Annotated in this window: 24 protein-coding genes; 15 read left to right on the forward strand and 9 right to left on the reverse strand. The window is 62.9% G+C overall.

Annotated elements, in window-relative coordinates:
• The first annotated feature begins 451 nt into the window (after positions 1-451).
• From H9639_RS02465 to H9639_RS02475, 3 genes are all read left to right on the forward strand, one after another.
• Positions 452-1,099: a SatD family protein gene (locus tag H9639_RS02465; RefSeq protein ID WP_191806528.1), complete on the forward strand. Its 648-nt coding sequence runs from the start codon at positions 452-454 to the stop codon at positions 1,097-1,099.
• Positions 1,096-1,953 (forward strand): hypothetical protein, encoded by an 858-nt coding sequence (locus tag H9639_RS02470; protein WP_191806529.1) that lies wholly within the window; start codon positions 1,096-1,098, stop codon positions 1,951-1,953. Before H9639_RS02465 ends, H9639_RS02470 begins: the two co-directional genes overlap by 4 nt.
• A 236-nt stretch (positions 1,954-2,189) precedes the next feature.
• On the forward strand, positions 2,190-2,978 hold the full coding sequence (locus H9639_RS02475) for an SDR family oxidoreductase (protein WP_191806530.1): 789 nt from the start codon (positions 2,190-2,192) through the stop codon (positions 2,976-2,978).
• Between the two features lie 112 nt (positions 2,979-3,090).
• Here H9639_RS02475 and H9639_RS02480 read toward each other — a convergent pair whose 3' ends face one another.
• Complete coding sequence (locus H9639_RS02480) at positions 3,091-3,963, reverse strand: alpha/beta hydrolase (protein WP_191806531.1); 873 nt, start codon at positions 3,961-3,963, stop codon at positions 3,091-3,093.
• A gap of 516 nt (positions 3,964-4,479) precedes the next feature.
• Here H9639_RS02480 and H9639_RS02485 point away from each other — a divergent pair.
• The 3 genes from H9639_RS02485 (at position 4,480) to H9639_RS02495 (ending at position 6,966) form a co-directional block, all read left to right on the forward strand.
• Positions 4,480-5,898 (forward strand): glycosyltransferase family 2 protein, encoded by a 1,419-nt coding sequence (locus H9639_RS02485; RefSeq protein ID WP_191806532.1) that lies wholly within the window; start codon positions 4,480-4,482, stop codon positions 5,896-5,898.
• Between the two features lie 2 nt (positions 5,899-5,900).
• Positions 5,901-6,512, forward strand: coding sequence for a hypothetical protein (locus tag H9639_RS02490; protein WP_191806533.1), 612 nt, complete (start codon positions 5,901-5,903; stop codon positions 6,510-6,512).
• Positions 6,513-6,618: 106 nt separating this feature from the next.
• Positions 6,619-6,966: a UBP-type zinc finger domain-containing protein gene (locus tag H9639_RS02495; RefSeq protein WP_191806534.1), complete on the forward strand. Its 348-nt coding sequence runs from the start codon at positions 6,619-6,621 to the stop codon at positions 6,964-6,966.
• Between the two features lie 60 nt (positions 6,967-7,026).
• Here H9639_RS02495 and H9639_RS02500 read toward each other — a convergent pair whose 3' ends face one another.
• Positions 7,027-8,061, reverse strand: a complete 1,035-nt coding sequence (locus tag H9639_RS02500) for a lysylphosphatidylglycerol synthase transmembrane domain-containing protein (RefSeq protein WP_225219068.1) — start codon at positions 8,059-8,061, stop codon at positions 7,027-7,029.
• A 100-nt stretch (positions 8,062-8,161) separates the two neighbouring features.
• Between H9639_RS02500 and H9639_RS02505 the strand changes: the two genes are divergently transcribed.
• Genes H9639_RS02505 through H9639_RS02525 form a run of 5 tightly spaced genes read left to right on the forward strand, consistent with a single transcriptional unit; the run spans position 8,162 to position 11,222 of the window.
• Positions 8,162-9,160, forward strand: coding sequence for an ABC transporter permease (locus H9639_RS02505; protein WP_225219069.1), 999 nt, complete (start codon positions 8,162-8,164; stop codon positions 9,158-9,160).
• Entirely contained in the window at positions 9,157-9,858 is a 702-nt protein-coding gene (locus H9639_RS02510; protein ID WP_191806536.1) for an ABC transporter ATP-binding protein, read from the forward strand. Before H9639_RS02505 ends, H9639_RS02510 begins: the two co-directional genes overlap by 4 nt.
• Positions 9,859-9,882: 24 nt before the next feature.
• Positions 9,883-10,500, forward strand: a complete 618-nt coding sequence (locus H9639_RS02515) for a TetR/AcrR family transcriptional regulator (RefSeq protein ID WP_191806537.1) — start codon at positions 9,883-9,885, stop codon at positions 10,498-10,500.
• Positions 10,497-10,904, forward strand: a complete 408-nt coding sequence (locus H9639_RS02520) for a DUF3054 domain-containing protein (protein ID WP_191806538.1) — start codon at positions 10,497-10,499, stop codon at positions 10,902-10,904. The genes H9639_RS02515 and H9639_RS02520 overlap by 4 nt, the downstream gene beginning before the upstream one ends.
• Positions 10,905-10,940: 36 nt before the next feature.
• Complete coding sequence (locus tag H9639_RS02525; RefSeq protein WP_191806539.1) at positions 10,941-11,222, forward strand: Lrp/AsnC family transcriptional regulator; 282 nt, start codon at positions 10,941-10,943, stop codon at positions 11,220-11,222.
• Positions 11,223-11,433: 211 nt separating this feature from the next.
• Here H9639_RS02525 and trpD read toward each other — a convergent pair whose 3' ends face one another.
• Positions 11,434-12,480 carry an anthranilate phosphoribosyltransferase gene (gene trpD / locus H9639_RS02530; protein ID WP_318241955.1) on the reverse strand — a complete coding sequence of 349 codons (1,047 nt, stop codon included), beginning with the start codon at positions 12,478-12,480 and terminating at the stop codon, positions 11,434-11,436.
• Between the two features lie 159 nt (positions 12,481-12,639).
• On the opposite strand from trpD, the gene ctaE reads away from it, so the two are divergent.
• From ctaE to qcrB, 4 genes are all read left to right on the forward strand, one after another.
• Positions 12,640-13,278, forward strand: coding sequence for an aa3-type cytochrome oxidase subunit III (gene ctaE, locus H9639_RS02535; protein ID WP_083521473.1), 639 nt, complete (start codon positions 12,640-12,642; stop codon positions 13,276-13,278).
• A gap of 79 nt (positions 13,279-13,357) precedes the next feature.
• Positions 13,358-14,143: a cytochrome bc1 complex diheme cytochrome c subunit gene (gene qcrC, locus H9639_RS02540; RefSeq protein WP_191806540.1), complete on the forward strand. Its 786-nt coding sequence runs from the start codon at positions 13,358-13,360 to the stop codon at positions 14,141-14,143.
• Between the two features lie 85 nt (positions 14,144-14,228).
• Positions 14,229-15,254: a cytochrome bc1 complex Rieske iron-sulfur subunit gene (gene qcrA, locus H9639_RS02545; protein ID WP_191806541.1), complete on the forward strand. Its 1,026-nt coding sequence runs from the start codon at positions 14,229-14,231 to the stop codon at positions 15,252-15,254.
• Positions 15,255-15,256: 2 nt separating this feature from the next.
• Positions 15,257-16,951, forward strand: coding sequence for a cytochrome bc1 complex cytochrome b subunit (qcrB, locus tag H9639_RS02550; RefSeq protein WP_191806542.1), 1,695 nt, complete (start codon positions 15,257-15,259; stop codon positions 16,949-16,951).
• A gap of 87 nt (positions 16,952-17,038) precedes the next feature.
• Here qcrB and H9639_RS02555 read toward each other — a convergent pair whose 3' ends face one another.
• The 6 genes from H9639_RS02555 to H9639_RS02580 all read right to left on the reverse strand — a co-directional run bounded on the left by H9639_RS02555 (position 17,039) and on the right by H9639_RS02580 (position 22,229).
• On the reverse strand, positions 17,039-17,596 hold the full coding sequence (locus H9639_RS02555; RefSeq protein WP_191806543.1) for a hypothetical protein: 558 nt from the start codon (positions 17,594-17,596) through the stop codon (positions 17,039-17,041).
• Positions 17,597-17,618: 22 nt separating this feature from the next.
• A complete protein-coding gene (locus H9639_RS02560) occupies positions 17,619-18,401 on the reverse strand; it encodes a GntR family transcriptional regulator (protein WP_225219173.1) in 783 nt (260 codons plus the stop codon).
• 262 nt (positions 18,402-18,663) lie between these two features.
• Complete coding sequence (locus H9639_RS02565) at positions 18,664-19,065, reverse strand: cytochrome c oxidase subunit 4 (RefSeq protein ID WP_191806545.1); 402 nt, start codon at positions 19,063-19,065, stop codon at positions 18,664-18,666.
• Positions 19,062-20,789, reverse strand: coding sequence for an aa3-type cytochrome oxidase subunit I (gene ctaD / locus H9639_RS02570; protein ID WP_191806546.1), 1,728 nt, complete (start codon positions 20,787-20,789; stop codon positions 19,062-19,064). The genes H9639_RS02565 and ctaD overlap by 4 nt, the downstream gene beginning before the upstream one ends.
• Positions 20,790-20,807: 18 nt before the next feature.
• Complete coding sequence (gene ctaC, locus H9639_RS02575; RefSeq protein ID WP_191806547.1) at positions 20,808-21,653, reverse strand: aa3-type cytochrome oxidase subunit II; 846 nt, start codon at positions 21,651-21,653, stop codon at positions 20,808-20,810.
• A 183-nt stretch (positions 21,654-21,836) separates the two neighbouring features.
• Positions 21,837-22,229: a HesB/IscA family protein gene (locus H9639_RS02580; protein ID WP_191806548.1), complete on the reverse strand. Its 393-nt coding sequence runs from the start codon at positions 22,227-22,229 to the stop codon at positions 21,837-21,839.
• Between the last annotated feature and the right edge of the window lie 38 nt (positions 22,230-22,267).

Consider the following 22,267-nt stretch of genomic DNA (forward strand, 5'->3'; position numbering starts at 1 on the left):
AGTAGCCGAAAATCATCACGACAACGCCACTAATCACGATGACATATGCCCAGACGTTGTTCGGTTCAGACTGAAAAGCCAGCATCGTGCCCACGAGGGCGTTCACTGCCCCCACGCAGAGTAGGGCTATTCCAATCCCTCGAGGCGTCATGCGGCCATCCTAGAGTCATCTCGTTGGGAACCGCTAGAAATTCCTGTCCGCTCACCCTTTTGGTTTCACTTGTCGCGTCTGGAGTCGGAGTCCGGCACAGGAATACGCATGACTTTCATCCGCAGGGGTGCCAGTAACACTCTGGAAGCCTCCCCTGGGTGGCTGCGGGGGGCTCGACCTAGCAGTGTCCGCCGCTCTCGTTGCATTCTGAGGCGTGATCTGCCTCCCCTGGAAAGGTCCCGTCAGAAGCTTGCGCAGAAACGCTTATACTCCTGCCTAAATAAGCTATATGCTTATGAGATGCCGAATTCTGTGATTGCACTCATCGTCGACATCGTGAAGTCGCGCGAACTCAGCGACCGGGTCGGCGCGCAGCGTTCCATCCGCGAGGCGTTCGCGCAGGCACATGGCACCCGCCCGATGCACCGCCCGCTCTGGCCCACCGTCGGAGACGAATTCCAGGCCGTGTTCCACACCCTGGGTGATGCTCTGCTGACAACCTCGCTGGTGCGCCTCCTGCTTCCGGAGGGTGTGGACTGCAGGTTTGGCCTGGGACGAGGAATCACGGCCGACGTCGATGAACTGGCTCCTGGTGCCATTCAGGATGGGACAGCGTGGTGGAATGCCCGGGAAGCCATTGAGGAAACGCATCATCGCGAACATGGCACGGACCCCTACCTGCGGTCCTGGTTCGTTTCGGATGAAGCTAAAGCCGCTGGTGAGGCATCGCTGGTCAACGGTTTTCTGCTGCTCCGGGACGCGTCAATCAGTGCCATGAGTCCGCGCGCCCGCCGTTTGACTGCCGGTGTCCTGCTCGGTGTGTCCCAAACGGAACTTGCGCGGCGGGAGAAGATTACCCAGTCGGCTGTTTCGCAGAGTCTGCGGCGCTCGGGTGGATCGGCGCTTCTGGCGGCGCATCAGGAACTGGAAAAGGGCATGCTGCGGTGATCGGTTCAACCCTTTTGCTGATGGTCGGCCTGGTGGATCTCGCTGGCGGGCTGCGCCTTGGCCGCACCTTGCCCGGCAGGCTGCTGCTCCTCGCTGCCGTGTCGGTGCTGGTCATTACCGGGCTTGGCATCCCCTTCCTTGCCGCAGCGGCCTGTGGAGCCCTTGCCTTTGGCTGGACACTCAGCATGCCTGCACCAAAACCGATGGAAGCAGGCCGGATGGACAGCTCCTCCCCCGCTGTCCCCCGGCTCTGGCCGGTCATCGTGCTGTTTGTCCTGGTTTTCGGAATCACCGTCTTTGACCGGACGGCCCAGTCGGCATCCGGTTTCCTCCTGGATGCCTACTCCCTCACGGCCCTGGAATCTGCGTCGTCCGTCTCTGTGGAAACCATCGTCGCCGCTGCTGCTGTTGCCGTCTTCCTCACCAGAAGCGCAAACATCGTCGCCCTTGCCGCACTGGGCCGCGCCCATCAGGAAGACACCCACCCTGGGAACAGCGGGAGGGGCGAAGAAAGTCCCGCGGCAACACAACAGCCCAACGTCTGGGAGTTCTTTATCCGCAGCAGGCAGGTGGCCAGCGTCCGTGCCGGGGAAAAACCTGCCCGTGGTCCAGCCCTCAAGGGCGGCCGCCTCATCGGTCCGATTGAGCGACTGCTCATTGTCGTCCTGGCTTTTGCCGGGGCACCACAGATCATTGCCGCACTTGCAGCTGCGAAGGGCGTTGTCCGGTTCCCGGAAATTGCAGAAGACCGCGGAACAGGCTCAAAGGCCGAGGAATTCCTTGTGGGCAGTCTGGCAAGCTGGACGCTGTCGGCTCTCGCTGTGCTCTACCTGGCTCTCGTTCACAACGGCTAATAGTCGGCCTGGTATTAGCTCTGAGCTAATGGTGCAACGAGCCAGTCCACCCACGTGGCCCTGCACCCACTGAGTGGGTTCAGGGGACTCCTGGAGTCATCGGCCCCACCCGCATCCCCGCCGTCGCGGACCTGCCGCTGCCTGCTTCCGGGTAGCACCAAATCATGGACGCACGCACCACTGCAACAGCCGCACACCCCCGTATACCACGGCCGGAGCGGGAGTAGGCTCGAAGTATGACAACACGTACTTATATCGTCACAGGGTCCGCCTCCGGCATCGGGGCAGCCGTCGCTGACCTGCTCAGGGAACGCGGACAGAAAGTCATTGGCGTGGACCTGCGCAACGCAGACGTTGAGGCAGACCTCAGCACTCCCGAAGGGCGCCAGATCGCCGCAGACCGTGCGGTGGAAGCCGCGGGCGGCTCGGTTGACGCCGTCATTGCCTGCGCCGGCATCTCCGCACCCATCCCCCTGACCGTGTCCGTGAACTTCTTTGGCGTCACCGAGTTCCTGGACCGGCTCGCCCCCGTGCTGGCCCGCAGCGAGGCGCCGCGCGCCGTCGTCGTCAGTTCCATGGCTTCCCTCCAGCCGAACTCCCCCGAACTCGTGGATGCCATGCTCGCCGGTGACGAAGCCATGGCGCGGCAGATCGGCCAGAAGCTGGCCGACCAGGGTCCCCAGATCGGCTACCTGAACTACCCTTCCAGCAAGCGGGCGCTCAGCCGCTGGGTGCGCCGCGCATCGATCAGTGAGCTTTACGCCGGCAACGGCATTCCGCTTAACGCCGTTGCGCCGGGTACCGTCCTGACCGCGATGACCCGCGAGCTGCTCGCGACTCCGGAGGGCGTGAAGATGGTGGATGAAAACGTCCCCATGCCGTTGAACGGGCACTCCGAGCCCGTTGTGATTGCCCGCCTGCTCGCCTGGCTGGCCAGCGAGGAGAACTCGCACCTCGCCGGACAGACGATCTACTGCGACGGCGGCGCCGACGCCTCCCTGCGCGGCGACGACATCTGGTCCTAGATACAACGCTGCGGCGGCCGCATCTCCACGGGAGTGCGGCCGCCGCAGCGTTTAAGAACTGTCCGGGACCGGTACTGTGTCCCGTCGGCAGACGCGGGGCGACTCCGCTGGCCTACGCCGCGGCCTCCAGCTCGGAGCGTACCGGGACTGACTGCCCTCCGGTGACGGTATCCAGGAACCGCAGGGTGTCCGCCAGCACCATGCGGGAATCCTTAATCTCCAGCTTGAACTGATACTCGTGTCCCAGGGCCGGCTTGTGGTCCTTCGGCCAGAACCGGCGGACAACCTGGACGCCGAGTTCCTCCAGTCTGTCTGCCAGCGGCTTGGACTGCTGCTCGGTCAGGTAGTCGGCGTTGCCGCCGGAGATAAACGTCGGCGGAAAATCGGGATTCACGTGGTCCAGGATGGACATGTGTTCCGCGGCAGGGGTCCGCGCCCAGTCTTTCTTGCCGGTATACGCCCACAGCGCGGTCCGGAATCCCCAACCCACGACGCCCTTCAGCCGCGCCATCGCTTTGAGATCGTAGACTCCGCAGAACAGCAGTGTTCCGCGCAGGTGTTGCCGCGCGGCGGCCGGAACGACGCCGGTACGCCGGGCATACTCCGGGTCAGTGATCATCAGCGCCAGCTGTGCCGCCAGCTGCGCTCCCGCCGAGTCGCCGGCCAGCACTATCCGGTCGGGATCTATGCCGTATTCCGTCGCATGTTCGCGCAGGTAGGCCAGCGCACTGTTCAGCTCGGTGACGGCCTGGGGATAGTTCGCCTCCGGGGATATGGAGTAACCGGCGCCCACCACCGCGTACCCATGCGCGGCAAGGATCTGCAGATAGGGGGCCACGTTCTCCTTGGAGCCTGAAATCCAGGCGCCGCCATGCACCCAGACAACAACGGGAAGCGGACCGCCGCCGGCATTCTCCGGCAGGAAAACATCAAGCGAGGGACGTTTGGACCTGCCGAGATAGGGCAGACCGCGATGGGCCCTCACTCCCCCGGTCCGAACGTGCCTGCGCAGTGTGTTCAGCCGCACTTTACCCCCGCTGGAAAACACACCGCGGATGAAAAAAGCCGACGGTCGTGGGTCTTTGTGGATAACAGTTGCGGCCAGCGTCCCGGCTGCTGCTGCAGCACCGGCCATAAACCCCGCTGCCGCGAAAGGCAGGTTCCTCATATTTTCAGGGTAGGACGCGTCGGAAATCACCTTGCGGGCACTCCGGCGGCCCCATGCGGGCGGCAGCGCCCCAGCGTGCGCGAATTCACCCCTTGCTGTGCTGTGCCTGACGCCCGGGGAGGGCGGGAGCCCGGTCCCGTCCGGCTAAATTGCACAGGATGCGTACTAATTCACCCCGAATGCATACTAATGAGTGCCTCCCCTCATCTCGAACCCGACGACTGGGCATATTGAGCTATTCCTGCGCAGAAATTTCGGCTACTCAGCCATTACCGCTGTAAGGATGACGGCTGAAGAGACGGTGAGGACTAGAGATGCCTGGAAGGAGGCACCATGATTACAGACCGGGAAATACTCCACGCAGACTATCTCAAGGTAGTTCAGCGAAAAGTTGTGGAAAAATCAGCCTCGCGGGCAACAATTGCCTGCGTAATTCCGGCCTATAACGAAGAGGACACCATAGTCGACGTCCTCAACGCACTGTTGAAGCAAACCCGGCTGCCGGACGTCATACACGTAGTTATCAACAACACCGATGACGAGACGTTTTACCTTGCCAGAGAGTTCGCGGGGCCTCATGAACATACCTATCAGGACCTGACGTACCAGACCGAAGTCTTTGTCCATGACATTGGGGTGAACACTGACAAGAAGGTCGGCGCACTCAACTACGGGTTCAGCCAGGTCTGCAATGACTTCGATTATTTCCTTGGCGTAGACGGCGACACGATCCTGGACAAACACGCCGTCGCACACCTCGAGGAGGAAATTCTCAGTGATCCGCGGGTCGGGGGCGTTTCCGCAATTTATACCGTCGGTGAGCCCAAAAAGGGCTTGATCGCGAAGTTTCTTGCTGCCGGCCAAAGGGCACAGTTCGCCGCCTTCAATATGGACAATCTCCTCCGCGGCCGCAACATGGCGGTTCTCGGCGGCCAATGTTCCATTCTTTCAATGGAAGCCCTGAAGACAGTTATGGTGGACAACCGCCAGGCAACACCGTGGGTCAAGGACTCGGAGGTTGAAGACTCTCTGCTGTCTCTGCAGATCAAGAGCATCGGCTACGCCACGAAGATCTCGGCACGTGCCCGCGCCTCGGTAGGCGGCATGGGCACCCTCCGCGCCTTGGACGGGCAGCAGGTGAAGTGGAACTACGGGGCAATCGACCTGATGTGGCCGGGCCAGCGGAGCAACACCCCCGGACAGCCGCTGCACCCGAACCTCCGGCTGCGGTGGAGCGAAAACGTCTCGATGCTCTTCAACATCGTCACCCGAATGGGTTTCATACTGCTGCTCGCCGCCTCGCTCAGCATCGGTGCCTACGTGTTCTACCCGTTCTGGCTCATCCCGCCTCTGGTCGCTGTGATCCTCAACCTGCGCATCGCCCTTTCGATACAGAACAGGAGTGCACGGGACATTGCCTTCGCGCTCTTTGCCCTGCCCGCGGAGATCTATCTCTGGCTGCGGATCGGGCATTTTGTCCGCGCCTGGACAAAGTTCTTCTCCCGCCAGCAAACGGATAACTGGGCTGCCCAGGCCCGGGCCGAACGCGGGGCCGGCTACGGGTTCCTGATGCCCGCCCTGGTGGCACTCGTGATCGCGGCCGGACTCACCTTCGCCTGGCTCAACCTTCCCAGCAACCTGCAGTCCGCCGTGCTGGCCATCGGCTGGCCGATCCTCTACATCACCACGCTGGTCCAGACCACTTTTATGCTGCGCAAGGCACTGCGCAGGCACCATGGGTTCAAGGTATGACCGTGAGCAAGCGCCCGCCGTCCGGCGCGCACCGGGTCGCCGTATCTGCGGCCGCGCTGGCACTGATGCTGGGCCTCCAGGCGTGTTCGTTCCCCGGAATCCCCGGCAGCAGCGGCGCCCCGCAAAGCACCGAAGAGACCCAGGCCCCGGCGGCTCCCGCGCCCGAGCCTGTCAACGAGCTGGCAGAGGGTTCCACCAGCCACCGTCTCGGAGCGGCCTCGCACACCCTCATCCTGGACTACTGGACCAACGAGAACCCGGCCGACTGGACGCCGGAGTCTTCACCAATCATCAGTGTCAGCCTGAAGGTCGACGGCAACTCAGCGCCAGGCGCCATCCGGGTCACACGGTTCAACACCCGGATCGACGCGCTGGGAGTAGAACTTACCAACGACCAGGGCAGCTTCGCCCTGGAGCCGCCGTACGCCTACACTTCCGGCTTTGCGCTGCCCTCCAACCCCGGAGAGGAAAGCACCACGGTCCTTTTCACCATCGACCTGCTGACCGAAACGGCACCCGGAAGCGGTGTCTTCACCCGGCAGACCGTCCTGGACACACTCACCATCGGCTACCCGGGCACGGCGCCCGACGGCGGCGGGGAGCCCGCAGCCTAAGCCCACCTCCCTGACCACGTTCGGTCTTTGCGGCGCACAGCTTCTGTCTCACCGGCCGGATGGCTACTGTGGGTCTTCTCCGGCCAAGTAACCAAAGGAGTTCGCTGTGGAATCCATCCCAGGAATCGACCCTCATGTTCCTCCTTCCGGCACCGGCTGCGCCGAGTGCCTGGACCAGGACGGCTGGTGGTTCCACCTGCGCCGGTGTGCTGAGTGCGGGCACGTTGGCTGCTGCGACTCCAGCCCCTCACAGCACGCTTCTGCTCATGAACGCTCAACCGGACATCCGGTGGTCCACAGTTTTGAACCGGGCGAGAACTGGTTCTACAGCTATCCGGAGCAGGCTATGTTTACGGGTCCGGAGCTGGCTCCACCGCAGGCCCACCCTGACAGCCAGCCGGCGCCCGGCCCGGCCGGCCGGGTACCGGCTAACTGGATGAGCCTCCTGCACTAGCTCTCCTAGCCGGGTCCAGCATTGGCGGCGGCTGCCCGGCGTCTTTACTGCCCGCCGTCTTTACTGCCGGGCCGGCCGGCGCAGCGGGCCGAGACGCAGCCAGAGCCAGGCCAGCCCTCCCACCGGAATCGGGAGCCAGAAGTTGACGATCCGCCAGGACAGCACACCCAGCACAGCCGCCGTGTCCGGGGCGCCGAAACCCACCAGCGTGGGCACCAGCACCCCTTCAACCAGTCCAAGACCGCCGGGTGTCAGCGGTACCAGCGCCACCAGATTCCCCAGGGAATAGGCAATCAGCAGCTCGCCGGGTGCCAGCACATGACCGAAGGCAGCGACAAAGGTCCATAGACAGGCAGCGTCGAATATCCAGTAGGACACTGCCAGCGTCAGGGCTCGGATCAGCCGTCCCGGATCCCGCCGGAACATCGCGGTTTCCGCCGCCATGGTCCGGACAAAATTCTCCGCCGAGTCCGGCTTGACCACCTTGATCCAGCCGGCAAGCCGGCGCGCCGCCCGCACTACTGATGCGAGGTGGCGGTCAAGGATGGACAGGACCAGCCCGCTCACTCCCAAAAGCAGCAGGACCACGACGCCGGCCGTGACGAAATACCGGTTGACCCGCACCTCTCCCAACGCCGTGAGCAACCCCACCGCAAAGAGTGCCGCGAGGACCAGATTCGCCCCAACAACCTGCACCATCGCCGCGCTCAGGGCGTCCTGGGACCGGACCCCGGCCCGTGTCAGGAGGCTGTACCGCACGGCCGCCGAGGTGGTTCCCCCGCCGGGCACCACGTGGTTGACCGCGAGGTCACTCAGGTCTATCCGCAGCAGGGTGAAATACCGGGGACGCCGCGATCCGGGAAGCACCACCGCCGTCAGAGCGCTGTAGGCGCACAAGGAGAGAATTTCCAGGCAGAGGGCGCCCCCCAGTATTACCGGTGACAGTCCCGCCAGGGCCCGCAGCACGTTGTCGGACCCCACCAGCTGCGGCAGGACAACGTACTCAATGATGACCAGCAGCACCACCGCCGCCGCGATCCAGCGCACCGTCCGGGAACGGCGGAGCCGGTGCCAGACGTCCCGGGCGCTTCTCATTCCTCCAGCACAGCAGAGCCGGTCCCGGTGGGCTAGGGACCTGTGGCCGTTCCGGGTGTCCTCCGGCCTCGTCAACGACGGGGTCTCTGGACTGAAAAACATGCCAGCCACGGCCTTCGCGTTTAATGAAGGCACCAAAACGGACAATGCGTTCTCCCGGAGCATCGTTGACGTGACCCAGGCCGGGGCCTGGGAACGCCAGCCCGGTGTCCAGGAAGTCACCATGATGGGTTCCGCCATGACCAACGGAGTGACGGATGACGGCACCCAGGTGGACCTGTCCCTCTTCGGCGTCGACACCGGCTCCTTCCTTGCCCCCGAGACCGGCCAGGGACGGGGTATCGGGGCCGCGAATGAAATCGTCGTCTCTCCGACCGCCGAAGCCGAAGGCATCACCATCGGCTCAGTGATCACCCTGGAGCGCACCGACGTCGAACTCACAGTTGTTGGCTACACCAAAGAGCAGGCAACCTTCGGCCATGTCACCGTTGCCTACCTTCCGCTCGGAACCTGGCAGCTGATCGCCAGCGGGCAGGCCGGACCCGGCGCGCCCACCGACGCGGCCATCGCTGCCCTGGACTTCGACACCGCCAGCACCATCGCCATTAAGGCCGAAGCCGGGGCAAACCTCGACTTCGCGGCGGGTGACGCGGCCGCCGGCACCATCACCTCCACGCTGAAGGACTCCTTTGACGCCTCCCCCGGCTATACGGCAGAAACGCTGACACTGGAGATGATCCAGATCTTCCTCTACGCCATCTGCGCCCTGGTGGTCGGAGCGTTCTTCACCGTCTGGACGATCCAGCGGAAGCATGAACTGGCGGTACTGCGCGCTATCGGCGCCTCCACCGGCTACCTGCTTCGGGATGGCCTCGTCCAAGCAGTTGTGATCCTGATTGCCGCCACGGCTGTGGGGCTGAGCGCAGGACTCGCCATGGGCGCCGGACTGTCCGGAAGTGCCATGCCGTTTGCCCTCGACGCCGGACCCATTGCGGCTGCAACCTCCCTGACCATCCTGATGGGGGTCCTTGGTGCTGCCATAGCCATCATCCGTATTTCCAGGGTTGATCCCCTGGCTGCCCTGGGAGGACAGCGATGAGCACACAGACCAGCAAGACTGCCGGATCGGTCCGCACCCGCGGGCTGCTGATCGAAAACGCGTGCCTGGCACTTGGGGACGGGGCCGGCACCGTCCAGGCCCTGGACAACGTCAGCCTCAGCATCCAGCCAGGGGAACTCGTCGCCGTCGTCGGGCCATCCGGTGCCGGAAAGTCCTCCCTTCTGGCGGTGGCCGGGGCGCTGACAAACCCCGGCTCCGGACGGGTCAGCGTCAACGGAGCCAACCTGGGCACCCTGAGCAAAGCCGCAAAAGCACGGTTCCGGCTGGAGAACATTGGCTTTGTCTTCCAGTCAGGCAACCTCATCCCGGCACTGAACGCCGCCGAGCAGCTCGAGCTGGTGCACCGGATGGCCGGAATGGGCGGCAGGTTCGATCCCCTGCCCCTGCTCGAGGCCGTCGGAATGGGACACAAGCTCAAGAGCCGTCCCGGCCAGCTCTCCGGTGGTGAGCGGCAGCGCGTCGGCATCGCCAGGGCACTGGTGACCAAACCCACGCTGCTGCTGGTCGACGAGCCGACGGCGGCCCTGGACCGCCAGCGCAGCCAGGACGTGGTGGAACTGCTCGCCAGGGAAACCCATGGGCATGGCGTTGCTACAGTTATGGTTACCCACGATCACGATGTCCTCCATCACTGCGACAGGGTTGTTGCGATGGTGGACGGCCGGCTGGCCTGCTAGAGAATGCAAGAACAGGAGGGCCCGTTGCCCCGCATCACTGCCCCGACGGTTGCCGAGCACCGGGCGGCACAGCAAAGGGCACTCCTGGACGCCGCCAGGACCCTCCTCGCCAAAACGGGTGAGGCCCCCAGCATGGCTGAAGTGGCCGCGCTGGCGGGCCTCGCCCGCCCCAGCGCGTACCAGTACTACAAATCCCGCACCGACCTGCTGAACGCGCTGGTCCAGGACGTCTTTCCCCGCTGGGCGCAGCGGGTGGAGGACGCCATGGCTGCGGAGAAGCAGCCGGCTGACAGGATCCTCGCCTACGTGCTGACCAACATCGCTTTGGTTGCTGAGGGCGAGCATGCAGTCGGAAACGCGCTCGCCGCCGTCGCGCCGAGCGAGGAACTCGATGCCCAGAGCAGCCGTATGCACCAGCAGCTGCTGGATCCCCTGGTCAGCACGCTGGAGGAAATGGGTGCCGCAGATGCCGGCATTACCGCTTCCCTGATTAATTCCATGGTCCATTCCGGCACCCGCCTGCTCGAGGCCGGCATCCCGCACGAACAGGTGCGCGAACGCGTTTACGATCTGCTGGGCCCCTACGTCCGGGCCCACGGCGGACATCCCCAGCTCCAAGAAGTAGAGGACAAAGCTCCGTGACTAGCCGGCTCTCCCGTTTCTGGCCCGCCTTCCTGGCCACCGACGTCGTACTGATCATCACCTTTGCAGCCCTCGGCAGGGACACGCATGCCCATGGGCTGGACCCGGCCGGTGTGCTGCTCACGGCCTCCCCGTTCATCGCCGCCTGCCTCGGCGGCTGGCTGGTGCTCCGCGTCCGGCGCCGTCCGGCCGCACTGTGGCCCACGGGAGTCAGCCTCTGGCTCATCACCGCGGGCGCCGGGCTGGTGATCCGCGTTCTGGCCGGCGGAGGGATCGCCCTGAGCTTCGCTCTCGTCACCTTCGGTGTCCTGGCAGCATTCCTCCTGCTGCCGCGGGCAGTGTGCTCCGCTCTCGCTGGCGGGCGCGCCCGCCGGGATTCCACTAGGCTAGGGAACAGGGCCTGAGACTCCGCGCCCTGCAGGACCTTCGAAAGGCAATCCGTGATCACCGCTTTCGTACTCATTCAGACCGACTCCGCCCGGATCCCCGAATGTGCCGAGGAAATCTCCGAAATTGAGGGCATCAGCGAGGTCTACTCGGTAACGGGTGAGTGGGACCTGATCGCCGTTGCCCGTGTCCGCCGCCACGAGGACCTGGCCGACACAATCGCCAACCGCCTGTCCAAGGTTCCCGGCGTGATCGGCACCACCACTCAGATCGCCTTCCGGGCTTACTCCAAACATGACCTCGACGCCGCTTTTTCGCTGGGTTTCGACAGCTAGTTAGGCGCTCAAAACAGATAGTTCGCGGCCCTAACACCGCTGGCGCTGCAACGTTTGAATAACGAACGTTGCAGCGGTCCACGGAAAAGGGCGCAAAAAAAGAGGCAGGCCGCGAGGCCTGCCTCTTTTTCCTGCATCGTGCCGGAACTGTGTTGCGCCGGAACTGTGCCGTGCTGGTAACTGAGTCGTGCTGGTAACTGAGTCCGCAGGATTACTGCGTGACCTCAACCCACTTGTCCAGGGCTGCCCGCGCCCGACCGCTGTCCACAGACTCCTCAGCCCGCCGCAGGGCTGCACTGAGCCGGTCAGGCAGCGATCCCTCCGCGGTGGAATCGAGGGCAACCAGTGCAGCCGCTGCATTCAGGAGTACCGCGTCCCGCACCGGACCCTTGTCCCCGGCCAGGACGTTGAGGACGACGGCGGCATTGGCCGCGGCGTTGCCCCCGCGCAGATCGTCCAGCGTGGCCCGGCTGATCCCGAGATCCAGTGGATCCACCACGGAGCGCTCTACGGTGCCCTCACGCACCTCCCAGACTGTGGAGGGACCCGTCGTCGTCAGTTCATCCAGCCCGTCACCACCGCGGAACACCAGTGCCCGGACGCCCCTGGCCGCAAGCACGCCGGCGATAAGCGGCGCGAGGCGCTCGTCCGCGACGCCGATGGCAGAGGCTGACGGACGCGAGGGATTGGTCAGCGGACCCATGAAGTTAAAGGCAGTGGGCACACCCATGTCACGCCGGGCAACGGCAGCGAAGCGCATGGACGGATGGAACACCTGGGCAAAGCAGAACGTGATTCCGGCCTCCACGGCCGCCTGGGCGACGCGCTCCACCGGAAGGTCCAGGCGGACCCCGAGCGCCTCGATAACGTCGGCCGAACCCGATGACGACGACGCCGCCCGGTTTCCGTGCTTGACCACCTTGGCCCCGGCACCCGCACACACGAGTGCCGCCATCGACGAAATATTAACGGTGTTGTGGCGGTCGCCGCCGGTCCCGACGATGTCCAGCGTTTCACCGGGAATGGAGATGGGACGGGCGTTCTCGAGCATGGCCTCAACCAGGCCGGTGAGTTCTTCGACACTTTCACCCTTGGCCCGCAGGGATACCAGGAACCCGGCGATCTGCGCGTCTGTGGCTTCGCCCGCCATGATCGTATTCATGGCCCACCAGGTCTGTTCGGTACTCAGGTCCTCTCCCGCGATGAGCGCGTTGATCAGCGTCGGCCAGGTGTGCTTGGAACTCGGAAACGTACTCACACAACCTAGGTTATCTACGAATTGTAGAAAATGCTGATTTGTTTCCAGAGCGTCAGTTCCGCGCCGTTATTGGGAAGCGGGCCGTTTGGGAACGAATCAGACGCGCCGTTCGTGCCGTTCTGTTGGTGAAGTGGGCAGTTTTGCGGCCATAATGTCTATGTGACAACAGCGACCCATGCCCCCAGTACCCCGGCTCACCCCACGCTGAACCGCCCCAATATGGTCTCCGTAGGGACCGTGGTGTGGCTCTCGAGCGAGCTCATGTTCTTTGCTGCGCTGTTTGCGATGTACTTCACTCTCCGCTCCACCTCGGGCGAGATGTGGGAGATCGAAACAGCCAAGCTGAACGTGCCCTTCGCCTTCGTGAACACGGTGATCCTTGTTTCCAGTTCCTTTAGCTGCCAGTTCGGCGTCTTCGCCGCCGAACGGCTCCAGCCGCGCCGTACCGGCGGCTTCTTCCAGATCGCACGTTGGGGAATGGTCGAGTGGTTCTTCCTGACCTTCATCCTCGGCGCGATCTTCGTATCCGTTCAGGCGTACGAATACGCTGAGCTTGTTTCCCACGGGATCTCGCTCTCCTCGAACGCGTACGGATCCTCCTTCTACATCACCACCGGCTTCCACGGCCTGCACGTGGCCGGCGGCCTGATCGCATTCCTGTTCATCATCGGACGCGCCTATGCTGCCAAGCGGTTCGGCCACTTCGAGGCGACCTCGGCGATCGTGACGTCCTACTACTGGCACTTCGTTGACGTTGTCTGGATCGCCCTCTTCGTCATCATCTACTTCCTCAAGTAGCCCGCCAGCTGGGCATCACCACACCAAGAATCAAAGTGGCACGAGCAACCAAAAGACCACACAAGTTAGGAACCACTAAGTGAAGGCACTATCGCAAAGGCGACGTCACCCCTTGGCAGCAGTAGTACTGCTGCTGCTGGGCCTCATCGTTACCGGTGGCATTTATGCAGCCGCCAGCGGGGCGAACGAGGCACAGGCCGCCACTACCTACACTGCCGATGATGTGCAGCAGGGCGAGAAGCTTTTCATTGCCAACTGCGCAACCTGCCACGGCATGGAGTCGACCGGCACCGAAAACGGACCCTCCCTGGTGGGCGTCGGTGCGGCATCCGTCGACTTCCAGGTCGGCACCGGCCGTATGCCGATGGCAATGCAGGGCCCCCAGGCCCAGCAGAAGCCCGCGCAGTTCAACGAAGAACAGACCGAGCAGCTGGCTGCATATGTAGCCTCTCTCGGTGCAGGCCCCTCTGTTCCGGAAGAGCAGTACCTCGAGACCACCGGCGACGCAGCCGCCGGCGGCGAGCTGTTCCGTGTCAACTGCGCCATGTGCCACAACGCAGCAGGCGCCGGCGGCGCCCTGACCCGTGGCAAGTTCGCTCCTGCCCTGGAAGGCGTCAGCGAAGAGCACATCTACGAGGCCATGGTCACCGGCCCGCAGAACATGCCCGTCTTCTCCGATGCCAATATCTCCCCCGAGGAGAAGCAGGACATCATCACGTTCCTGAAGACCGTCGAAGCCAACGGCTCCCCTGGTGGCGCCGAACTCGGTTCACTCGGTCCGGTTTCCGAAGGCCTGTTCATCTGGACGGCCGGGCTGGGCCTGATCATTGCTTTCACCATCTGGTTGACCTCCCGGTCTTCCTAACCATCGCCGCGCTCACCCCACGGGGTGACATCACAGTTACACATAGGTCTACTAATGCAGTTTCAAGAGAAGGATGAGGGGGATCATGGGCGACCATAGTCACGGCAGTCCGAACACCTCGGGCACCGTTGCTACGGCTGGCCAGGGCGTAGAAGGGGAATTCCAGAATCCTGGACTTCCCCCGCACCGTCCTCGCCTGGCCGACACGGATCCCCGGGCAGAGAAGCGCGCCGAAAAGCAGGTGGCGATTCTCTTCGCCATCTCGGTCATCGGAACGCTGCTCTTTTTCTACGCGTATTTCTTTATCCGCCTGGACGAGACCATCGGTACCCTGCGGGTGCAGAACCTCTTCCTGGGCCTTGGCACCGCTTTTGCGATGCTTGGCATCGGCGTCGGTATCGTGCACTGGGCAAAGACCCTTATGCCGGACCACGAAGTCATCGAGGAACGCCACGAAGTCCGTCCGGAGGAAGACCGCGTAGTCGCCGAGAAGATGATCGGCGACATCATCGAGGAGACGGGCATCAAGCGCCGTCCGCTCATCCGCAACACCCTTCTGGGTGCTGTGGCGCTGGCACCGCTTCCGGCCATCGCCATGTTCCGCGACCTGGGTCCGCTTCCGGGTAACGCCCTGCGCCACACCATGTGGGACAACGGCGTCCGCCTCACCCGCGACCCGAGCGGAACCCCGATCAAGGCATCGGACGTCACCCTCGGTTCCGCGTTCCACGTGATTCCGGAAGGTCTGAACGACTCCGAGCACAAGCTCGAGGAGAAGGCCAAGGCCGTTGTTCTGCTGATGCGCCTGGACCCTTCCGAGCTGCACCCCTCCCCCGGGCGTGAGGACTGGTCGGTAGACGGCATCGTCGCCTACTCCAAGATCTGCACCCACGTTGGCTGCCCGGTAGCTCTCTACGAGCAGCACACGCACCACCTGCTTTGCCCGTGCCACCAGTCCACCTTCGACCTGACGCAGGAATGCGCGGTCATCTTCGGACCGGCCGTCCGGCCGCTGCCTCAGCTGCCGATCGCTGTCGATGATGAGGGCTACCTCATCGCGACCAGCGACTTCACCGAACCCGTTGGACCGAGCTACTGGGAGCGTGGCTGATTATGACTGCTACCTCTGCAACCAGCACGTACGAGCCGAAGACAAAGCTCGGACGTATCACCAACTTCGTGGATTCGCGTGTCAGCGGTTCCATGATGGTCAAGGAATTCGGCCGCAAGGTCTTTCCTGACCACTGGTCCTTTATGTTTGGCGAAGTAGCGCTCTACAGCTTCGTCATCCTGCTGCTGTCCGGAACGTTCCTGACGTTCTTCTTCGATCCGTCAATGGCGGAAACCCACTATGACGGCAGCTACGTGCCGCTCAAGGGTGTGGAGATGTCCGTTGCCTACGCCTCGTCGCTGGATATCTCCTTCGACATCCGCGGCGGGCTCTTCATGCGGCAGGTCCACCACTGGTCGGCCCTGCTGTTCGTGGCCTCGGTCTCCGTCCACATGCTGCGCGTCTTCTTCACGGGAGCGTTCCGCAAGCCCCGTGAACTCAACTGGGTTGTCGGCGGCGTCCTGCTGATCCTGGCCCTGGCTGCCGGTTTCACCGGATACTCCCTGCCGGATGACCTGCTGTCCGGTAACGGTCTGCGCATTATTGACGGCGTTATCAAGGCAGTCCCGGTCGTTGGTACCTACATCAGCTTCTTCCTCTTCGGCGGAGAGTTCCCGGGCACAGCCGTTATTGGCCGCCTGTATGTGCTGCACATCCTCCTGGTGCCTGCGCTCATCCTGCTGATGATCGCCATTCACCTGTTCATGGTCGTCATCCACAAGCACACCCAGTGGCGCGGCCCGGGACGAACCAACAACAACGTTGTCGGCTTCCCGGTTGGACCGGTCTACGCAGCCAAGGCCGGTGGGTTCTTCTTCATCGTCTTCGGCATCATCGCGTTTATCTCCGCAGTCTTCACGATCAACCCGATCTGGAACTACGGTCCGTATGACCCCTCCCCCGTTTCGGCAGGCACCCAGCCTGACTGGTACATCGGCTGGGTTGACGGCGCACTCCGCCTGATGCCGGGCTGGCTGTTCGGCTTCCCGTTTGAGTGGAACATTCCGTTCCCCTGGGGCGTCAACACGCTGTCCCTGAACGTCCTGCTCCCGGCACTGGTTCCCGCCGGCATCGTCTTCACGCTGCTCTTCACCTGGCCGTGGATCGAAGCCTGGGTGACCAAGGACAAGCGGATCCACAACCTGCTTGACCGTCCGCGCAACGCACCGACCCGCACCGCCATCGGCGTGGCCGGCGTCATCTTCTACTGCGTTATGTGGGCTGCCGCCAGCTCCGACCTCGTTGCAACCCACTTCCACGTGTCGCTGAACGATGTCACCTACTGGCTGCGCTTCCTGTTCTTCTTCGGCCCGATCATCGGCTTCATCGTGACCCGCCGCATCGCCCTGGCGCTGCAGCGCAAGGATCGTGAAGTTGTGCTCCACGGTGTGGAAAGCGGACGCGTTGTCCGGCTCCCGCACGGCGAGTACATCGAGGTTCATGAGCCGCTGGATGAGTACAAGCGCTACAAGCTGGTTGCTTTCGACTCTCCCCAGGTGCTGCCGGCCCAGCCGGATACCCGGGGCAAGATCAGCCGCTCGGAGAAGCGCCGCGGCGCCCTCTCCCGGATCTTCTTCGAAGACCGTGTTGCTCCGGTAACGCCGGCGGAACTCGAAGCCGCACATCATCATGAAGCGCCTGCCGCAGTTGAGGCAAGCGAAGAGGACAAGGCTTCCGCTTCGATCGAGAAGCACTAGCCCTTCCGCGAAAAAAGCTCCCGGCCAGCATTGCTGGCCGGGAGCTTTTTTGTGTGCCGGGGAACTCCGGCTGTTTGGATCCGTCCCTTACAGTTCGAACGGTTCCCGTGACGGCAGCGGATACTTACGCACCGGGTGTTCAAGGTCGGCGTACGGGGCAGCTCCGATGCTCAACTTTGTGAAGTCGAGGCGGGATTCCCGAATGACCACCTGAATACCCCTGACCGCCAGCTTGACGTCCGGCACCAGGCACAGGATGTTCAGCTTGTACGGGGCGAAAGCGGTTTCCTCGACGGAGCCCAGACCCCGCCAGGAGAAATAGGTGCCGATGGCCGTGGCAGCCTTGTGCTCAAGATAACGGTCCCTCTCGGTGCCCTCACGGGACTTCAGCCTGTACTGGGCAATCACCCAGTGCTGTTCCTCCTCGGGGATCTCTGCGTACCCCTCCGCGGCGGCAGCCTGGCGGAAGGCAGCAATCGCCGCGGCTGCGGACTCGTCGTCGAGGCCTTCGCGGACGGCCACGCTCCCCTCGTTGCCGACCCGGCCCTTCGTGGTCATCAGCGAACCGTCCTCGGGTTCATAGACCACTTCTTTGAACAGCATTCCGCGGGGCGGGTCCTGCTTGTACATTCTCAGGATCTCCATTCGGCGATCCCTCCATTCTTTGTCAGGTCGCCTGGTGGCGTCCGGGGTGATAGGTGCGTGGTGTCCGGATACCCGGGCGCTGCAACGGCACCCAGAGCTTGTACCGGTCAGCTCGGTAGTAGGAAACGGAATAGTCCACCATGGAACGTGACACATACGCATGGCGCTGAATTTTCAGCAGCGGAGCGCCCAGCTCCACATTCAGCAGACGGGCGATGGAGGCTGAGGCGGCTGTTGCTTCAATGGTGTCTTCGCCCCATTCAATGACCATCCCGTACCGCTCGCTGAGGACCCGGTAGAGGGAGGTGGGCGGCTCTTCGTCGAGCATGCCCGGCACCTGCCACGCGGGGATAAAGTTTTCGTCCACACTCATTGGCTCGCCGTCAGCGAGCAGCTGGCGGCGGAAGCGGACCACGGGCTGCCCCGGGTCGATCTGCAGCTCCCGGGCCACCAGGTGGGACGCTGGGACCTGTTCAAAGGTCAGCACGCGGGCGTCCGGGACCATACCGCGGCGGTGCATTTCCTCGCTGTAGGAGGTGAGCTTGATCTGCAGGTCCAGCTTGGGCCGTGCCACGAACGTCCCTACGCCCACCACACGCTCCAGCACCTCGTCTGCAACCAGTGCGTCGATGGCCTGCCGGATAGTCATCCGTGCCACGTTGAAGTGTGCCGCTAGCTCCCGTTCGGACGGCAGGGCCGCTCCGGCCGGTGCGTGCTGCTCAACGAACCTGCGGAGGATATTCTCCAGCTGCCGGTGCTTTGGCACGCGTGACGCGGCGTCAATGGACTCGGGAAAGTCCCGCAGGGCCCGTGCAATCACGGAGAAACCGGGGCAGGGATATACACGGCGTGCATTCGGACGGGGACCCCCTGTAGAGGATGGTGCGGGACTCTCTTTAGGATACCGGCACATTACCGGCCGGGCAGGCCGCAGGTCTTCCTGCAGGACGCAGGCAGGGGGCAGGACAAGTCCCCTGGAGAGAGCGGCCCCGGGAACAGCAAAAGGGAGGATCCGCAGCGGACTGCGGATCCTCCCTTTCAGGCCGGCCAGTTAGCCGGCTGTCACTCTAGTGTGCGTGGTTCCCGCGGCTGTACTCGAATACCCAGCCGATGAGGGCTACGACAGCGAGGCCTGCACTGATGTAGAAGACCCACCAGCCGACTGCCAGGCCGAGGAATCCGCCGGCACAGGCGGTAGCCAGAACCAGGGGCCACCAGCTCCACGGGCTGAAGAAGCCCTGCTCGCCGGAGCCTTCATGGATTTCGGCATCCAGCCGGTCTTCCGGCCGCATGCCGACCCGGCGTGCGGTGAAGGCCAGGTAGTAGCCCACCATCAGGGACATGCCTGCCGTCAGGAAGAGGGCAAGGAAGCCAACCGGTTCCATCCATTCCACGAGGTAGCCATAGACAATGCCCACCACCAGGAAGAACGGAGCCATCAGGAGGAAGAGCTTGGACTCGATTTTCACTTGGCAGCCTCCTGGCGGTCAGCGGAACCGTATACCTTGCCCGGTGCGGTCTCGTTTGTCACGATCTGCTGAAGTTCCGGGTGGTGCAGGTCCAGGGCCGGACGTTCCGAGCGGATGCGCGGCAGTGACGTGAAGTTGTGACGCGGCGGCGGGCAGGACGTAGCCCACTCGAGGGAGGCACCGAAGCCCCAGGGGTCATCAACTTCAACCTTCTTGCCGTGGCGCCAGGTGATGTAAACGTTCCAGAAGAACGGGATCAGCGAGGCACCTAGGACGAAGGAGGCGATGGTGGAGAACTGGTTCATACCGGTGAAGTTGTCTTCCACCAGGTAATCCGCGTAGCGGCGCGGCATGCCGATGACACCCAGCCAGTGCTGGATCATGAACGTACCGTGGAAGCCCAGGAACAGCAGCCAGAAGTGGATCTTGCCGAGGCGTTCGTTGAGCATCTTGCCCGTCCACTTCGGCCACCAGAAGTAGAAGCCGGCGAACATCGCGAAGACAACGGTTCCGAAGACCACGTAGTGGAAGTGGGCAACCACGAAGTACGTGTCGGAGACGTGGAAGTCCAGCGGCGGCGAGGACAGGATGATGCCCGTCAGTCCACCGAACAGGAAGGTGATCAGGAAGCCGATGCTCCAGAGCATCGGAGTCTCGAAGGTGATGGACCCCCGCCACATGGTGCCGATCCAGTTGAAGAACTTCACACCTGTCGGCACTGCGATCAGCATCGTCATAAAGGCGAAGAACGGAAGCAGGACGCCGCCGGTGACGTACATGTGGTGTGCCCATACGGTCACGGAAAGGGCTGCAATGGCGATTGTTGCGTAAACCAGGCCCTTGTAGCCGAAGATCGGCTTGCGGCTGAAGACCGGGAAGATCTCAGACACGATGCCGAAGAACGGCAGAGCGATGATGTACACCTCGGGGTGGCCGAAGAACCAGAACAGGTGCTGCCAGAGGATGGCACCGCCGTTCTCCGGGTCAAAGATGTGAGCACCGAAGCGGCGGTCAGCACCAAGGGCGAACAGTGCAGCAGCCAGCGGCGGGAAGGCCATCAGGATCAGGATGCCGGTAACCAGGGTGTTCCAGGTGAAGATCGGCATCCGCCACATGGTCATGCCCGGGGCACGCATGCAGATGATCGTGGTGATGAAGTTGACGCCGCCAAGGATGGTGCCAAAGCCCGAGAGCGCGAGGCCGAAGACCCAGAGGTCCCCGCCAACGCCGGGTGAGAACGTTGTGTTCGACAGCGGTGCGTAAGCAAACCAGCCGAAGGACGCTGCACCCTGGGGGGTGATGAAGCCGGAGACCGCAACAATGCTGCCAAAGAGGAAGAACCAGAAAGCAAGTGCGTTCAGCCGCGGGAAAGCGACGTCGGGTGCACCGATCTGAAGCGGCATGATGACGTTCGCGAACCCGGCGAAAAGCGGGGTGGCGAACATAAGCAGCATAACCGTGCCGTGCATGGTGAACAGCTGGTTGTACTGCTCCTTGGTCTGCAGAATCTGCATACCGGGTTCAAACAGCTCCGCGCGGATGACCAGGGCCATCACGCCGGCGAGGCAGAAGAAAATGAATGAGGTGATCAGGTACATGTACCCGATCGTTTTGTGGTCAGTGGAGGTGATCCAGTTGACGACGATGCGTCCCTTGGAGACCGGCACAACGCGCGGGGCGACCTGCGTGCGTGATTCCTCCGAAGTGTATTCCAGGGTAGTCATTGCTTTCCTCCTACCTCCTTACTTCGTCGGATTCAGGTTGGTGTTGCGGTCGTACTCCGCACCCAGCTGGCCATCATTGAGGGTGGCCAGGTAGGCCTCGTACTCAGCCTCGGAAACAACCTTCACATTGAAGAGCATCTCGGAGTGGTACTCGCCGCAGAGCTCAGCGCACTTTCCTTCGAAAGTGCCTTCCTGCTGCGGGGTAAGAGTGATGTAGTTGGTGCGGCCCGGGATCATGTCCTTCTTCTGCAGGAACGCGGGGACCCAGAAGGAGTGGATTACGTCGCGGGCGTTGAGCTGCAGTTCAACGGACTTGTTCACGGGGAGGTAAAGGATCGGCATCTCAGCTTCGTCCTTTTCCTGGCCGTCGAGGTTGACCTGGACTCCGCTGTAGTACTTGTCTTCGTTGACATAGTTGAAGTCCCAAGACCACTGCTTGCCGCGGACATCGACGACGACGTCAGGGTTGTCATCGCGTGCCTCAAGAGCCCGGATGTCCTGGTCGGTGAAGAAGAACAGCACCAGAACCATAAACAGCGGGATAGCCGTGTAGAAGATTTCCAGCGGCAGGTTGTAGCTCAGCTGGCGGGGGTAGCCCGTCTCATTCTTGCGGCGCCGGTAAGCGATGATGCACCAAAGGATCAGACCCCAGGTGAGGATACCAACGACCAGAGCGGCAATCCATGAATTGACCCAGAGGTCCATGATGCGGCCGGTGTGGTTGGTCGTGTCGTGTTCCGTGGGCAACCAGCCCTTTTGGACATCCGACGAACAACCCGATAAAAACAACGCGCCGGCCGACGTTACGGCTGAGATCTTTAAGATCCTGGCGCGTCGGCTGCTGGTTCGGTCCTGCGAACTCACAGACGGCCCTTCCTCTTGTTACGTGCAAGTGCGGCACAGCGGACATAAAAAAACCCCCAGCTGCGCACGATCAGTTTTACTACTACGTGTAGAGCTTACCCCGGCCGCGGTGCTGTCCAGTGACAGACCGCACCGCGTGCCGGGCAGAATACCCTCTATTACGGTCCGGGAACCGTGCTGGGCCTAGTGGAAGGAGTCTCCACAGGCACAGGAACCACCGGCGTTGGGGTTGTCGATGGTGAAGCCCTGCTTGGAGATGGTGTCCTCGAAATCAATGGAGGCCCCGGACAGGTACGGCACGCTCATCTTGTCGACGATCACTTCAACTCCGTCGAAATCGCGTACTGCATCCCCGTCCAGAACCCGCTCATCGAAGTAGAGCTGGTAGATCAGGCCCGAGCAGCCGCCAGGCTGCACAGCCACCCGGAGGCGGAGGTCCGTGCGGCCCTCCTGCTCCAGAAGGGAGCGGACTTTGCCGGCTGCCACCTCGGACAGCGCTACGTCATGGATCGGCAGTTCTGCTTCCGCTTCCGTCCCGCTCAGGCCGGCGGCATTCTCACTCGTGGAAGTACTCATTGCTTCTCTCTTTCCGTCCGGGCACCCGGTCGCCGGTT

It is taken from the genome of Arthrobacter gallicola, assembly GCF_014836775.1.
Classification (GTDB): Bacteria; Actinomycetota; Actinomycetes; order Actinomycetales; family Micrococcaceae; genus Arthrobacter_B; species Arthrobacter_B gallicola.

Excerpts from the sequence above, each read along its gene's own strand:
- H9639_RS02465 (WP_191806528.1), top strand. The coding sequence starts at position 452 with ATGCCGAATTCTGTGATTGCACTCATCGTCGACATCGTGAAGTCGCGC.
- H9639_RS02475 (WP_191806530.1), top strand. The coding sequence starts at position 2,190 with ATGACAACACGTACTTATATCGTCACAGGGTCCGCCTCCGGCATCGGG.
- H9639_RS02485 (WP_191806532.1), top strand. The coding sequence starts at position 4,480 with ATGATTACAGACCGGGAAATACTCCACGCAGACTATCTCAAGGTAGTT.
- H9639_RS02500 (WP_225219068.1), bottom strand. The coding sequence starts at position 8,061 with ATGAGAAGCGCCCGGGACGTCTGGCACCGGCTCCGCCGTTCCCGGACG.
- H9639_RS02505 (WP_225219069.1), top strand. The coding sequence starts at position 8,162 with ATGCCAGCCACGGCCTTCGCGTTTAATGAAGGCACCAAAACGGACAAT.
- H9639_RS02510 (WP_191806536.1), top strand. The coding sequence starts at position 9,157 with ATGAGCACACAGACCAGCAAGACTGCCGGATCGGTCCGCACCCGCGGG.
- qcrA (WP_191806541.1), top strand. The coding sequence starts at position 14,229 with ATGGGCGACCATAGTCACGGCAGTCCGAACACCTCGGGCACCGTTGCT.
- qcrB (WP_191806542.1), top strand. The coding sequence starts at position 15,257 with ATGACTGCTACCTCTGCAACCAGCACGTACGAGCCGAAGACAAAGCTC.
- H9639_RS02555 (WP_191806543.1), bottom strand. The coding sequence starts at position 17,596 with ATGGAGATCCTGAGAATGTACAAGCAGGACCCGCCCCGCGGAATGCTG.
- ctaD (WP_191806546.1), bottom strand. The coding sequence starts at position 20,789 with ATGACTACCCTGGAATACACTTCGGAGGAATCACGCACGCAGGTCGCC.
- H9639_RS02580 (WP_191806548.1), bottom strand. The coding sequence starts at position 22,229 with ATGAGTACTTCCACGAGTGAGAATGCCGCCGGCCTGAGCGGGACGGAA.